This is a genomic window from Hyphomicrobium sp. 802 (assembly GCF_000526135.1).
In the GTDB taxonomy this organism is placed as follows: domain Bacteria; phylum Pseudomonadota; class Alphaproteobacteria; order Rhizobiales; family Hyphomicrobiaceae; genus Hyphomicrobium_B.
Genome location: NZ_JAFM01000001.1, coordinates 3,451,383 through 3,465,834 on the forward strand (window position 1 = coordinate 3,451,383; position 14,452 = coordinate 3,465,834).

10 protein-coding genes are annotated in these 14,452 nt (G+C 56.9%); 7 read left to right on the forward strand and 3 right to left on the reverse strand.

Features of this window, described 5'->3' with window-relative positions:
* The first annotated feature begins 174 nt into the window (after positions 1 to 174).
* Positions 175 to 2,013 carry a metallophosphoesterase gene (locus HYP802_RS0117515; RefSeq protein WP_013948699.1) on the forward strand — a complete coding sequence of 613 codons (1,839 nt, stop codon included), beginning with the start codon at positions 175 to 177 and terminating at the stop codon, positions 2,011 to 2,013.
* Here HYP802_RS0117515 and HYP802_RS23320 read toward each other — a convergent pair.
* On the reverse strand, positions 1,913 to 2,983 hold the full coding sequence (locus tag HYP802_RS23320) for an AI-2E family transporter (protein ID WP_348623642.1): 1,071 nt from the start codon (positions 2,981 to 2,983) through the stop codon (positions 1,913 to 1,915). The two genes, HYP802_RS0117515 and HYP802_RS23320, sit on opposite strands and share 101 nt — an antisense overlap.
* A gap of 488 nt (positions 2,984 to 3,471) precedes the next feature.
* Here HYP802_RS23320 and HYP802_RS0117535 point away from each other — a divergent pair, with 488 nt between their 5' ends.
* Positions 3,472 to 3,663 carry a hypothetical protein gene (locus HYP802_RS0117535; RefSeq protein WP_013948701.1) on the forward strand — a complete coding sequence of 64 codons (192 nt, stop codon included), beginning with the start codon at positions 3,472 to 3,474 and terminating at the stop codon, positions 3,661 to 3,663.
* A 64-nt stretch (positions 3,664 to 3,727) separates the two neighbouring features.
* Positions 3,728 to 4,333 (forward strand): YceI family protein, encoded by a 606-nt coding sequence (locus tag HYP802_RS0117540; protein ID WP_157135442.1) that lies wholly within the window; start codon positions 3,728 to 3,730, stop codon positions 4,331 to 4,333.
* 78 nt (positions 4,334 to 4,411) lie between these two features.
* Here the strand turns inward: HYP802_RS0117540 and HYP802_RS22510 are convergent, their stop codons facing one another.
* Both HYP802_RS22510 and HYP802_RS0117550 read right to left on the reverse strand, forming a co-directional pair.
* A complete protein-coding gene (locus tag HYP802_RS22510) occupies positions 4,412 to 6,094 on the reverse strand; it encodes a hypothetical protein (protein ID WP_013948703.1) in 1,683 nt (560 codons plus the stop codon).
* Positions 6,095 to 6,219: 125 nt separating this feature from the next.
* Complete coding sequence (locus HYP802_RS0117550) at positions 6,220 to 8,094, reverse strand: multiheme c-type cytochrome (protein WP_013948704.1); 1,875 nt, start codon at positions 8,092 to 8,094, stop codon at positions 6,220 to 6,222.
* A gap of 556 nt (positions 8,095 to 8,650) precedes the next feature.
* On the opposite strand from HYP802_RS0117550, the gene HYP802_RS0117560 reads away from it, so the two are divergent.
* The 4 genes from HYP802_RS0117560 to HYP802_RS0117575 all read left to right on the forward strand — a co-directional run bounded on the left by HYP802_RS0117560 (position 8,651) and on the right by HYP802_RS0117575 (position 14,189).
* Positions 8,651 to 9,706, forward strand: a complete 1,056-nt coding sequence (locus tag HYP802_RS0117560; protein ID WP_013948706.1) for a 2Fe-2S iron-sulfur cluster-binding protein — start codon at positions 8,651 to 8,653, stop codon at positions 9,704 to 9,706.
* A gap of 73 nt (positions 9,707 to 9,779) precedes the next feature.
* A complete protein-coding gene (locus tag HYP802_RS0117565; protein ID WP_155831262.1) occupies positions 9,780 to 10,808 on the forward strand; it encodes a cytochrome c family protein in 1,029 nt (342 codons plus the stop codon).
* 73 nt (positions 10,809 to 10,881) lie between these two features.
* Positions 10,882 to 11,781, forward strand: coding sequence for a hypothetical protein (locus tag HYP802_RS0117570; protein WP_013948708.1), 900 nt, complete (start codon positions 10,882 to 10,884; stop codon positions 11,779 to 11,781).
* 218 nt (positions 11,782 to 11,999) lie between these two features.
* On the forward strand, positions 12,000 to 14,189 hold the full coding sequence (locus HYP802_RS0117575) for a hypothetical protein (RefSeq protein WP_155831263.1): 2,190 nt from the start codon (positions 12,000 to 12,002) through the stop codon (positions 14,187 to 14,189).
* Positions 14,190 to 14,452 lie beyond the last annotated feature (263 nt).

Genomic DNA, 14,452 nt, shown 5'->3' on the forward strand with positions numbered 1-14,452 from the left:
TGGAGCCTTCTTCTGGGGCGCCTTTTTATCGTTTATTCTGTAGCGACCACAATCAGTCGATCCCTATCTCTGAGAGAGGGAGGATAGCACGGACGCCGGAGCTGACACTTCGGCCTGCTTGCCTTAAGTGTTGCAAGTCTCGTGGCTTTGCCACCTTGTCAGAAAGAAGCGACCATGCAGTCGATCATCGACCCGCGGAACGGCGACGCCGAAGACGACGGATCGAGCACGAAACGACGAACATTGTTATCCCTTGCCGGAACGCTTCTCTCGGAAATCAGTTTGCCAAAGTTACTTGCGGCCTGGATCGCGTTGGTCGTCGTTCCTGCGATCATGCTCGGAGTAGCGCCGGTTCTCGTCTCGATATGGATCGGAACAGTCTCGTCGAAGACGGCCGCGCTTTATACCGGTCTCTTCGCGCCGATCGCGTTGCTCGCCCTGCTTGCGATCGGATGGTTTGGCGGCAAGCCATTATGGCGATTCGTTGAGACGAATTTCTGGTCGCTGAACGCACTCGCGGTTCAGCCGGCTTACGCCGTTGTGCGGGAAGCGGTCCGTCAATTCGCCGAGCGCTTCATGACCGTCGGCACTGACCAGCAACGCCGCGGCCGCGTGCGCGCGATGAGCGCTGCTGTAGCAGGCGTCCTGATTTGCGCATTTGCGATCTGGGTCTTTACGCTCGTGTGGCCGCACACGAGGTGGACGGGCTCCGTCAGCGATCTTTCATCGCCAACGAGACTGATAGGCATCGCGCTTTGCAACAGCGTCGCCATCGTCATGGCATATCTCGCGGCTGCGGCATTGACTTGGGGTCTGGCTGATACCCTCATGGCGCAACCGCAGGATTTTTCTCCGGGCCCTGCCTCAGCTTCAGCTTCAGCAAAAAAGCTTTGGCGCGTCGTGCACCTTTCCGACATTCATACCGTCGGCGAGAGATATGGCTTTCGCATAGAAGGAGGGCGCTCCGGGCCACGCGGCAATAATCGCCTTATGCAGCTTTTGGCGAAGCTCGACGCCATTCACGCACGGACACCACTCGATTTGATCGTGATCACCGGCGATATCACAGACGCCGGACGCTCGACCGAATGGGCGGAATTTCTTGATGCCATGACGTACTATCCGCGGCTGTCAGAACTCACCGTGATACTTCCGGGAAATCATGATCTCAATGTCGTCGACAGAGCAAATCCTGCGCGACTCGATTTGCCTCTCAGTCCCAAGATGCGATTGCGCGAAGTTCGGGCGCTTGCCGCCATAACCGCGGTGCAAGGCAAGCGTGTCCGCATTTTCGATAATGAGAGCGATCAGTCCGGCGCGAGCTTGCAAAAGTCGCTTGAGCCTTTGGCAGAGCAAATTGCAGAATTCTCCGATAGCGGCGCCATGCGCCTGTCGTGGCACCTCGCAAATGTTTGGGCACAAAGCTTTCCGATGATTCTACCGCCACAGACACCGGACGGGCTCGGCGTCATCCTGATGGATTCGAATGCCGAAACCCATTTCTCGTTCACGAATGCGCTCGGCCTTGTGACCACCGAGCAAATACATGCCGCCGACAAGGTCTTCGCGCAATTTCCCAATGCCTACTGGATCGTTGCGCTTCATCATCACGTCGTCGAATATCCCAAAGCCTCGAAGGCGCTTTCGGAGCGGATTGGCACGGCTCTGATCAATGGCAGCTGGTTCGTTCGCCGGATGCAACGACATGGGAAGAAGATCATCGTCATGCACGGTCATCGTCATATCGATTGGATCGGGCGCTGTGGCGAGCTGACGATTGTCTCTGCTCCGTCTCCAGTGATGGATGTGACCGACGATAAGGATACTTATTTTTATATCCATACGCTCGGCGTGTGCCCGGATGGGCGTTTCACCCTCTTCACGCCGGAGCGCGTTGTTCTTTCGGGCGCCCTCAATCCTGCGTCCGAGGCTCCCGCAGCGGCGATGCGCCGAAAAGATCCGCAATCCAATGCGTCGACGAATGAACCTCACACAGCGAAAGAAGCACTATGACGATCGGTACGCCAATGAAGGCTCCAGGAAGCCCCCAGAGGAACGTCCAGAAGAAGACTGAAAATAGGACGATGAAAGGCGATATCGACAATGCGTTCCCGACGAACCGCGGTTCCAGATAACTTCCGACCACAAACTGGATGACGTTGAGACACGCGAAAATCGCGACGGCCGCGGGCCACGATGCAAATTGCGCGACGGCAAACACGGTCGGAAACATGGTCGCGATAAATGGGCCGATGAAAGGTATGAAGTTCAGAGCGAATGCGATCACACCCCATTCGAGCGCCAGCGGCAGCCCCGCAAGCCACGCGAACACCCAAACCAAAAGGCCAGTGATGGCACTCATCTGCGTGCGGACGAGCATATAGCGACGAAGCTTGGTGGCGGCGTTCGCTCCTCCGGTCAGTAGAACCGTTCCAAGGCTTCCTTGGCGCCACGCGTGAAGTCTTGCGCATGCGTCGTCAACTTCGAGTAATCCGAGCAGCACATAAATGAAGACGACAATCAGGAAGCTGAGCGCAGTATTGAGGCGTGTTGTGACTTCCTGGGCCAGGCGCAACAATTGATCGCCACGGAAATAGCTCGCCCATAGCCCGGCCAACTCGACGCCATGACCTTCCAGCCAGGATGTCAACGAGCCATAGAGAGCCTGCAGGCGGGCTGCGTCGTTCACGATAAATTGCCCCACGCGCCCCGCGGCCCAGGCAAGCAACATGGCAAAAGCGACGATCACGATGATGATCGCAGCGGTTGTTATCGCTACGGCGACGAGCCGGGCCATCCTGGCTTGCAGGAACCGCTGCAACGGCCAGGTGATGGCGATGATGAAGAGCGCGAAAGCGAGCGGCGCGAAGATCGTCTCGGCCACATATAGCGCCGCGCACGAGAGAATGGCGGCGCACACCCCCAGCATCGCTGCCTGAGTGCGGAAGTTCGTTTGTTGTGAGGGCGGCTGATGAGTATCCACGTCCGTTAGTTTCAGCCGGGATCCTGGTTGCGGTCAAGGTGCGCTATAAACTGTGCGTCACGCAATCTGCGACGGAGCTATTGCCAACTCCATGCAGATCGAAAGCGCCGGCTGCATTTACGCTGTTTATTCTTAAAAAACACGAAATGGAAAGACCGTCATTAGGTGAACCTGCATGCTCCGGCTCGCAGAACCGACGCCCGCGACGGCATGCACACCTATCATTTTTATCCGCGCCTGCTCGCTCTCTCCAAGCAGTCAAATCCGTGCAATAAAATTTGATTGCTCACCATAGATCTGATCGAACCACCTCGGCGCGTCTCTACCAGCCTCATAAACTTTGCATTTCGACGAGCAGACGTCGCGCGCTAGCGTTGCGTTTTCGACTAATCGCGCATTTCCCGAACCCATTTTCGCCACTCTGTCGTCGCGTCGTGTCGGAGGGAGATTGGCAGCGAGAGAGCGCACTCGCAACTGGGGGAAGCGCAATGGCAGACGTCTTTTCGGACCTCCTCATTCTGTTGCTCGGACCACTTATTTCTCTGGCCGTAGCGTGGATCATCGCGATCAAAGCCTTGGCGGCTCGAGATGAGATTTCGCAGGTCGTGGCAGCCCTAACGCAGCCCAGTGGCGCGGGCGCGCACGCCAAACGGGGGAGCGCGAACAATGAAAAACGCTAAGGCAGACAACTGTGCTTGCACTAATTTCAGTGCGGCAGTCAGCGTGGTCCACCACCGACGAAGTATGCTCAATAAGCGGGCCTCCAGCACACCCGCTTTTTCTCGCGTCGTGCTTGGGGCCGTGCTCGCGATCAACCTATTACCGGCTCCGAGCGTGCAAGCAGCGCGTTTCGTATTCGATCAGCGACGCACCGAGGTGCGCTTCATCTACAAGATCGCCTATGCGAAACAGCGCGGTCGCTTTACCAAGGTTTCCGGCACTCTCGATTACGACGAAGGCAAGCCCGGCAAAAGCAAAATAAAGGCTTCAATCGCTGCCGCGAGCCTTACGACAGGGGACGCGCTCATCGACGGCGAATTGAAGGGTGCGAGCTTTTTCAATGCTGCAGCGTCGCCAGTGATCACATTCAAAAGCGTGGGGGTGCATGCTGGGTCGGCAACCTCAGCGGACGTTGCCGGAGAGGTGACCGTCAATGGCATCACAAAGCCGGTGACGCTGAACGTTACCATTGAACCGCACGATGATCCCGCGCTCAAATATGACGTCGGTGCGCGCAAATTTCTCGCCAAGACCCGCATTCAGCGCAGCGCATTCAACATGGTGGACTACCAAGCGATGGTCGACGACGACGTTGATATCGAAATCGAAGCCATCGCTCGGCCGCGATAGCTCCCGCCAATCACCTTTCATCTCATCCACCACGCGCCCCAACTTTTGGGGCGCTATTAGATTCCTTTGGAGAGGCGTCTAGAATTTCCTGCGGAGCTCCGTGCGGAATCCGAAGTTGTCCTCTCCACCCTCCTGGATCTGATAGGTCGCATCGGCGCGGAACAACCACGCTCGGTCGAGCGGAATCTGATAGCGAACACCGAAGCCGTATTGTGGATCCTTTACGCCGATGCCGTCGTTCTCGAATGGCTGCACGGTTGCCACTTCAAAAACGATCTGCTGGTCGAGATTGAAGAGATATTCGACGCCAAGTGCGCCGCCGAACGTATTTGATGCGGTATCGTCGAGTTTCGGATAGCCCGTCAGCGCGTCAGTTTCGAAGTTGATACCGACGTTCTTCAATATACCCGCATTGTTGCCATCGACCAGCGGTTCGGGACTGCCGACGCCGACGAAGAAATTCGCGTAAGGCAAAAGCGTGCTCGGCAAGGGCGAGATCAGACTGTTTTCCGATATGAAGGCAAAGCCATCACCGCTTCCCCGACCATCGTCTCCAAAGTTGGCGAACAATCGGGTCGAGTTCGAAATGGTGTTGGCATAGCGCCGACTATAGGCCGCGGTTAGGAAGTGTTGCTCGACGGCCTCCTGACTTCCGTTGCCTTGAAGGAAGCCATATCCGGCTTCGATATAACCGCCGTACGCATCGATGAAGGTTGTAACGCCAAACAGATTGGCGGCGTGGTTATCGACTTTGCCGTTTCGATCGATAAGGCTCGCATTATCGACGTTGTCGAAGGCCGCGAAGAAGGTGAGATCGTAGTTTGACAGGCCGAGGGTGGGCGAGTTCTGCGCAGGGATCGTCACGGCGCCGCCGAGGATTGCATCGTTCGCCCAGATGCCGTTCTGCAGGAACAACGGAAAGAGCCCGACCGTGAACGGCAAATCGAAGCCAGCATATTTCCCTGTCACGCCCGAATAAATTGACCCAACATCGCCCTCAAAAAACAATGTCTGCGGATCAAAATCGATTTCATCGTTAAACTTCTGATCGCCATCGCCGCCGCCGAACTCGAAGCGGGTGAATTTCGCATTCCCATCCTGAAACGGCGTAAAGAACGCATGGATTCGCTCAGTCGCAGTGATCTTGAAATCGACGTCGAGGTTCAACCGGGTTGCGACTTGCGCGATATCCTTGCCGTTGTTCTTGTTGTACGCGATCGCCGTTCGCCAATCGCCATAGACGGATAGCCCCGGAAGCAGCGGATTCAGTTTGCCGAACAGCGTGCTGCTCTCGTCGTATATCCCCGACGTGTACTGCTCACGACCGATTTCCAAAAGCGGGCGTGGTGGCTCGACCGCGGTTTTGCCGCCATAGATATCCGCCTGCCCTTTGGCATCGTACTTTTTGTTGTATTGCGGATCGGGACGGAAGGCTCCCTTGGTCGATGTCTTTTTCTTGCGCGGTTTCGCATTCGATGCCGCGGGTGCATTCGCCTTACCGTCGCCCGGGACGTCAGCGCCGAGATATTGCTTCGGAACGATCGTTTCGTTGGGGCGCTTTATTTCCGGCTGCCACTCCGACGTTTCTTTTCCGGGCGCCCCCTCGACATCGTCCCGCTCGCGCGCGTCGTTGCGTTCCTCAGCAAGAATCGTCTCTGCAGGCGAACCTGAGATCATAAGATTGCCGCCCGCGATCAAAGCAGCGATGGCCGTTGCCGTCCCGGCATAAGATCGCAAGTTGCCTTTTACGGCAGAAGTCATACTGAAGCTCCCACTTCATGCCTCCGGCCGGCACTCCACTGCAGGCAAGAGGATTCAGAGAGGCTTCGGACCCGCGTCTTTGGACCATTCCCTCGATCCAAATCCGAAACGCTCGGTTCTCGGCGTTAGCCCTTTACGTCGACATCAACCGCGAAGTCGTGGAAGTTCATGATGCGCTCATTCATGCTCCGCTCCATATCTTTGGTGGCACCGACAAAGCGCATGAAATAGATCGGCTCGGCGCGGCTTCGCATGCGGAAAGCAAGGCGGTATCGACCAGGCTTGCTGATCAAATTACCTGGCACTTCATATTTGGCTTCCCTCACACCCAACGGCGTCAACGAATGGTTCTCCATGCGCACCAGCGGCGGATGATTGAGAACGGTGGTCGGGATGCTTGGCGGACGCAATTGCGGCAACGGATCAATGTCAAAATTGACCGGAAGATACATTTCGCGGTCCGTGCCCTTAACGTTGGTCGTCAGAAACTTGGTCTGAAAATTCATCAGCATCTGGTCGGTATCAATGCGGCCGGCCGCAACGTCGAGACTATGCAGATCGGCCATATCGCCGTTGCTATCGACGTAACCCGACTCCCAGACATTGTTACCGTCCGGATCGACAAGCGCGACATTCACCCAAAGCTGCGGCTGTGCGCCGAGAGATCCCGACGGCAGGTTGTGGCCGGTGTTCGTGTTCTTGATCCTGTAGGAGAACGCAAGATCCGAGCCGACCTTTGGCGTGCCTTCGATGAATGGGCCATCGACTTTGCTGCTGTTCTCCATCACCCGACGACGAAGAGCATCTCGTGCGTCGAGCTTCTTCAGATTTTCGTCGATAATTTCGCGCGCGTCCTCACGATCGTTCGGATTGCTCCAGCGCTTCGGAAACGCGACTTTGATCTTTCCGTCCGCGACTTTGTCTTCGAATTTGCTCGTGCCCCAGCCAGCGCGCCAATCGAACTGCAGCCAGTCCTGAATGCTATAGGCCTGGGCTTTGACGTTGTGCGGGAAGATGCCCGGATGAGCGATCGAATAGCCCGGTCCGACGAAGCGGTGGTTGGCATGTTTACGACCTGGATTGATCTCCTTGCCGCCGACGATCGCTGACGGCGCCGTCGCATAGCCCTTCGGCTGGCCGGGAACTTTGCCCATGTGACAGTCCTGGCAAGTGATCCCTGCTTTACGCGCCGGGCTATCGCGATATTGGTCCCACACGATTTCGAGCTTGATGCCTAGGTTCACGGCGACCTGATGACAACTGACGCAGAACTCCGATTTGGTGATCTGGTCGTTCGTGATCATGCCTTTATGGATGTCGTTGCCGCGGCCTTTTGCGCTCGTCTTGACCGAATAGGTTTCCTTATTGACTATGACGTTTTTGATGACGCTTTTTTCGCCGCTGCCATAGACGGGTTCGTAAATCTTACCCGGTTCAACCCGACGCTCGCCGTTGACCTTGCCGTACTGTTCTTTAACCCGGTGGCACGTGATGCAAGTGACGCCCTCACGTGAGATTTGGCTTCTCGCCCAAAGGGGCGCCTCGCGCGCTTCTCCGAGTTGCGTGCCGACCTGCTGATGGCAGCGCACGCAGAAGGTGCCCACTGTCCCCTGCGTCAGCGTTTGGAACTTTTGCTCGAATTTGTGGAACATCGGTGAGATCGACGCATAGGCGTGCTGCGACGATGACCACTCATCGTAAATCTGCTTATGGCAAGTGCCGCATTGCGCGGCGGTCGGATAAAGCTCTTCGTCGCTATTTGTGCTACCGTGCGCATCGGGCTTGCTGTTATCCAATCCGTCAGGCTTGGCTTTGCCGGCCTCCGGCCTTCGGATCTCGCCTGTGTTTTCGGCAAGCACAAGCGCGCGAGGCGGAGCTTGTGTCTGCCGTGTTGCGCTGCTGTTCTCCTCGGCTGCGGCTTTACGCGGATGCGCCGCAGACATAAGAACCGCGCTGGCAAACATGCCGGAGAGCAGTGCAAATATTGACAATCGCGTCATGGCCTTATCCCTGTCCTCAGTACATTTCAGGGCAGCATTTCGATTCGCATCGCCCCGCGAAACGACGCTGAACAGCCGTCTGGAATGGATGGCCTGCTGATTAATTGAAACGCGAAATGGGCCGCGATATGGCCGCGAATTTATTCTCGCGCCAGATTTCGCAATTCGGATAATTGCTCGCATTCGCAATTATCGACGACACTCCCTTCCTTGCAATAACGCGCTTCGTCAGCTTGCTGACTATGATTCCAACGCAAACGGCCGTTTATTATGGCCTTTACGCTGCTCCACGCATTCAACAGCAAGCGTCCAAAACGGCCCGCACCGGACGCCATCTCGCGCGTCGCATTTCTTGTTATTGCCGCAGCTATTACTCTATTTTACCGTTTCTAATTCCCCCTCCATTTCCGCTTTGAGCGATTTCCAACGCGGCCATTGTCTGACCACGAATGATCATTACTGGAAATAAAATGCAGGCGGACGAACTTGAAATTCTTCGCCTGATCTCAGCGGGATAGATCGACATCATGAACCTCAACCCTACTGGGATGAACTTATGTCAAAACGTCACAAAGTCACGATCGACGGCAAAAGCTTTCTGGCGCCGCGCGGTGCGCTTCTGCTCGATGTGGCGTTGAACAACGGCATCGACCTGCCTTACAGCTGTCGCGCAGGACATTGCGGAACATGCTGCGTGCGACTTGTATCCGGCGACGTGCACGGTGGCGAAGGAGCGGAGCCCGGCGTCATTCACGCCTGTCAGTGTCGGATCGTTGCCGACGCAGTAATCGAGCGCGAGCAGCCCGCTGATATTCGTTCCGTCAACGGCGTCTTGAGCACATTGCGGCCGCTGTCGTCGGAAGTCCTGGAAATCGGCATTACAACGGACCGTCCCCTTCCGCATCTGCCCGGCCAATACGCACACGTACAGTTCAGCGGTTATCCGAACCGTTCCTATAGCATCACGCATGCTCTGAATGAATCGGACGACTGCGATGCCACGTGGTTTCACGTCCGCCGCGTTGAGAACGGTCGCGTCAGCGCATCCATCGGTAAGCGGATTAAGATCGGACACCGTGTCAGGCTCACGGGTCCCTTTGGATCCGCGCACTTCCGGCCGAATCGCGGTGGCCGGATCGTTCTCGTGGCAACCAACACGGGTTTCGCTCCGATCTGGGCGATCGCCGTCGCAGCGCTTCGCGAAGATCCTTCACGAAGAATGATGGTCATTGCCGGCGGCCGCACCTTGGATTCCCTTTATATGGCCCCCGCTCTTGTGCGCCTGGCGCGTTTTCCGAACGTCGTCGTCGTACCAGTCTGCAGTTCTTTGCAGGTATCGATTCCGGCGGTCAGACCGGGTCGGCCAACCGACTATCTACCACGCTTATTGCCCACCGATGCTTTGTACGCCTGCGGTGCACCGGGCATGGTCGAGTCGGTAAAGGCAGTTTCGGCAGACGTTGGCGCGACCTGCTACGCCGACCCATTCCTGCCGGCACCCGACACAGCGGGCGGGCAAAGCCCTCTCACCCGCACCATCGAGAGGCTCTCCTCTCCCCGAGATCGAAACATTCTTCAACTCGCTTACGAGCGCCCAGGAGGTTTCAGGTAGCAATCGCTGCTCGCTTACGGGTACATGCGCGAGGAATATTTCATTGCGTCTTTCAAAGCGTAACAATTGGTCGATGCTCAGCACAGATTTCAATTCTGTGCGGTTCGGTCTGTTACTCGCACTGCCGTTGGTCGTTACGCTCGACATCGGTCGCTCTGTTGCGTTGGATACGACGAAGGTCGTCGGGCCGAATGCCTGCGCCGAATGCCACAAGCAGGAAGCCGAAGCCTGGAAAGGCACACATCATTTCAAGACGTTCCGAGAGCTGCCGCGCAACCCCGAAGCCAACAAAATCGCGGAAAGGATGGACGTCCGGCGCATCAAATCGGAAAGCTTATGCGTGAATTGTCATTACACAGTTCAACGCAAGGATAACAACGATGCGGTCGTGTCCGGAATCTCCTGCGAGTCCTGTCATGGCGCAGCCAAGGATTGGATCAAAATCCATAGCAGCTTCAGCGGTAAAACCGCGAAGACGGAAACGAAAAGCGAAGCGCAGGCGCGCTGGAAGCTCGCGGAGTCAAAAGGCATGATCCGACGTCATGCGCTCTATCAACTGGCGAAGAACTGCTACGGCTGCCACGTCGTGCCGCGAGAAGATCTCGTAAACAAAGGGTTACATCGAGCTGGCAGCCTATTTGAGCTGGTGTCCTGGTCGCAGGGCGAGGTGTTGCACAACACATGGTATTCAAGAGGCAAAGAAAATGTTCCGGCCGATGCCGAGCGCAAACGCATGCTTTATCTGATCGGCCTTGGCGTCGAACTTGAAACCGCGTTGCGAGCTGTCGGAAAGGCGACTGTGCGAAAGGCTTACGCCCTCGAAATGGCTCAGCGTGCGGATAAAGCGCGACGACGACTCGCAGCGGTGGCAACGGCAGTGCCAAACGTGCCGGAAATCGCCAAGATCGTGGAATTATCTCATTCGGCCGCACTGACCTTGAACAGCGAGAAGGATCTCTCGGCGGCAGCCGATGGCATATCTCAGCTGCTCGTCAGCATCACCGACAAGTATGACGGCAGCACCATGGCCGGCCTCGACAGCATGATCCCGCAGCCAAGCCAGTTCAAAGGTACTGCGAGAAAAGCTTCAGCCATCAATTGACGTTATCGGAGCGCGGCCGCGACCGGCGCGCGATTCCTACGGGGGTGGGAATGAGCAAATCTGGTGGCCTCGCGTGAAGACGGTAGCACAACGCGTTCCCGGCAGCGTGATCTGGATGCTTGGCTCGGCGTGGACGGTCATCTGCCGCGCGAGCCTCGTTGTCCTGATGATCGCGCTGTCCGCGGGCTTATTCTTCTGGGTATGGATATATGCCAGCGCGCTTCGCGATCCGCGCTATCTCGATGGCTGGCTGCTTGCCGCCGGCATGAGCCTGCAGTTCAGCTTTCACGCCGCTATCAAGACGAACAAGCTTCCGCCGAAGCTCTTCAAGAGATGGCGGGGCGTCCACATCTTCGTCGGCTACGCGCTTGTCGCCGCGTTCCTCTCACATTCCAATTTTTCGATGCCAGATACCCCGTTCGAGTGGGCACTGTGGAGCGGCTTCGTAACGGTGACGCTCAGTGGTGTGTTCGGCACTTACCTCGCGTGGTCGTCACGCGCCAAGTGCGGAATCGACGACAACGTTAGCCTCGAGCGCATCCTTGCCCGCCGCGCCGAGCTTGCGCGAGACGTGCGCGAACTCATTACGACACCAGATCCAATTGCTGTGGAGTTGTCGCTGCCCGCTCCGCCTTATGACGCTTGGATCACCGATCTTTACGCAAACCATCTCAATCACTTTTTCGCAGAGCCGCGCAATTTTTCGTCGCATCTCTTGGGCTCGCGAAGGCCGCTCCAGCGCCTGACGGCGGAGATCGAACGCCTGTCGCGCTACGTCGATGGCCCACGACAGGACAAGCTCGCGACGATCAGCAAGATGACGGCTGAAAAAGATCGTCTCGACTTTGCGCGCGTTCATCTTGCACTGACAAGAGCGTGGCTATTCGTGCATGTCCCCATCACCTACGCGCTCATCGTGCTGTCGGTGTTGCACATCCTTGTCGTCTATTCCTATTCGTCGGGGGCTTGGTGATGCGGCTGTGGCCGCGGCGAGCAATGGAGCTGAGTCCGCTTCCCAACTTGGGGCGAGACCGATTTGCGCGCATTCTGGCGCTCGCAACATCCATCGGCGTTAGCGCCGTATTCATCGCGTCTCCCGGAACGCAATTTCTCATGCCGGGGCCATTGAGCAGCGCGCACGGCGCGATCAAGAATTGTTCTTCGTGCCATGCCCGTAGTGGCGACGGAAAATTGAGTTGGGTCCATGGCATCGTCGCCCTTGGATCGACCGCGGACAGCAAGGCTTGCCTGACCTGTCACAAGATCTCGGAAAGCGCCTTTAACCCACACGGCGCGTCAGCTGAGGTCCTGAAGAAGAGCACGCTGCGGCTCGTAAATATTGCGACTGGAAGCCCTCAATCGCTGTCTGCGCGCGCGCAAACCGCTGCCCTGCCGATGCAGAAGATGATTTCCGGCGGCCTTAACTGCGCTAGCTGCCATCAGGAGCACCAAGGCATCAATTTCGATCTGGACAAGATCTCCAATGAGCAATGCCGATCCTGTCATTCGGTGAAATTCGACAGCTTCGATGATGGTCATCCGGCATTCGATACCTACCCGTTCCGGCGACGCACACGGATCATCTATGACCACACCGCACATTTCGACAAATACTTTCCGGACGTCGCGAAAAAAGACCCGTCGCGACGGATTCCGGCCACCTGCTCTACGTGTCACGACAGCCAAAACGACAGACGGATCATGTCTGTCGTTCCCTTTGAGCGAACGTGCAGCGGCTGTCATCTGGGACAAATTACCGGTAAGGACCGCGTGAACGGTCCGAAAGGCATTGCATTTCTGACGCTACCGGGCCTCGACCTCGAAACGCTGAAAAAGAAGAACGCGGCAATCGGCGAATGGCCGGATGCTTCAGAAGCCGAACTCACGCCTTTCATGAAAATGATGGTCGGGCGAAACGCTGAAGGTCGCGCGACGTTGAGAACAGTAGACGGCCTCAATCTGCAGGACCTTGCACAGGCTAACAACGATCAAATCAAAGCTGTGACCGATCTTGCGTGGGATATTAAAAAGCTGTTCTACGCGCTGATCGCCGGAAAAGCGTCCGACGTTCTTGGCGATCTTAATATCGGTAACGGCAATGCCAAGCTGAATGTGACGCTCGTCGCCGATTTGACAGCGAACATCCCGCGGGACGTTGTCGTTGGCGCGCAGCAGCAATGGTTGCCAAATTTGGCAAGAGAGATTGCCGATGGCCCATTGCCAGATGCTCCGGCGCCGAGCGCGTCCAACTCAACACCCGGCGTTTTGCGTTCCGCCGGGAAGGAAGAGGCGAAGAGTACGGACAAACGTTCGCCTCCTGCTGACGACGGCGAGCAAGAAAAAACGCGACAGGCAGCTGATAAGGTCAAGCGCGATCCTCCAGCGTGCCTGCTACGCGTCTTCGGTCAATGCATCATGAATAATGCGCCTGGAAACTCAGCAGATGCGGCTCATTCCGACGCCGGTGACAATAGCGATAACACGTCCACTGACAGGAAAAAGACCCATGCCACCTCTCTACCGCCTGCGATGCAAGCAGGCTTGAAGGATCTCCGGCCACCTGGCGATGGCGAACGCACAATGCAATTGGCACAAGTTTCGACGAGCAAAACCGCGGTCAACGCACGCGCTCAACCCGCGGCAAAATCCTCGCGCCAATCCGACGACCTTCTCTCTCTCTCAGAAGAGGAGAGTCGCGATCTTGAGGCGCGAAACAATGGATCGGCCGACAAAAAAGGCGCTGCATCTCAAGCAGCACCGTCGCCCTCGGGAAATGCGAGTACAGAGGCGAGCGTGCCCCCGATCATCAGCATTGCAAGCGATATCGATGCTGAAAGCTGGGCCGAATATGGCGGCTGGTATCGGCAGGATTACGCGATTTTCTATCGACCCACCGGGCACAAAGACAAGTTCATCTACTCTTGGCTGTTCCTGACTGGTCCGAAGACGCGGAAAGATGGCACGACGCCCGCTACGGCTGTTTTCAACGTCCTGACCAATAAGGACGCACCGGGATCATGCACGAAGTGCCACAGCATCGATGACGGCCGCAATGGTGGGCGCGTCGTCAATTTTTCTCCGCTTTCGGCAAGCTCCAAGAGCGGACGTTTTACGCGTTTTACTCACGAACCGCATTTCGGCATCGTAGGCAAGCGCGGCTGCCTGACATGCCACGACCTCGCAAAAGATCGGTCATATCTGAAGAGCTACGAGCAGGGAAATCCGCAGAATTTCGCGTCGAACTTCAGCACGGTGAAGAAGGATGTCTGCCAGGGCTGCCATGCCAGCAGCGGCGTGCGCCAAGACTGCCTGACATGCCACAACTATCATGTGAATGGCGTTATCACACCGATCATGACAACGCGTAATCCATCTCAGTAGTGCCAAGATGCGGGCACTTTGGCCGTCATCGCCACGCTAGGCCCCCATTTGCATCCCAATCTTCCGTCAAATGATCATCGAGGTTGGATATGGTCCAGGCTTTTGCATCGATCGCGGCGGGGACTGCTGTCACGCTTCTGGCGGCCGTACTTTTGTTGTTGCGCGCGCCGCTCCACGGTCGCCGACCGGTCGTTGCGCTTACGCATCGATGGATTAGCGCCGACACGCGCACATCGGGCATTGTCCTTGGGTCTCTCGTAGCG

Excerpts from the sequence above, each read along its gene's own strand:
- HYP802_RS0117515 (WP_013948699.1), top strand. The coding sequence starts at position 175 with ATGCAGTCGATCATCGACCCGCGGAACGGCGACGCCGAAGACGACGGA.
- HYP802_RS22510 (WP_013948703.1), bottom strand. The coding sequence starts at position 6,094 with ATGACTTCTGCCGTAAAAGGCAACTTGCGATCTTATGCCGGGACGGCA.
- HYP802_RS0117540 (WP_157135442.1), top strand. The coding sequence starts at position 3,728 with ATGCTCAATAAGCGGGCCTCCAGCACACCCGCTTTTTCTCGCGTCGTG.
- HYP802_RS0117550 (WP_013948704.1), bottom strand. The coding sequence starts at position 8,094 with ATGACGCGATTGTCAATATTTGCACTGCTCTCCGGCATGTTTGCCAGC.
- HYP802_RS0117560 (WP_013948706.1), top strand. The coding sequence starts at position 8,651 with ATGTCAAAACGTCACAAAGTCACGATCGACGGCAAAAGCTTTCTGGCG.
- HYP802_RS0117535 (WP_013948701.1), top strand. The coding sequence starts at position 3,472 with ATGGCAGACGTCTTTTCGGACCTCCTCATTCTGTTGCTCGGACCACTT.
- HYP802_RS0117565 (WP_155831262.1), top strand. The coding sequence starts at position 9,780 with ATGCTCAGCACAGATTTCAATTCTGTGCGGTTCGGTCTGTTACTCGCA.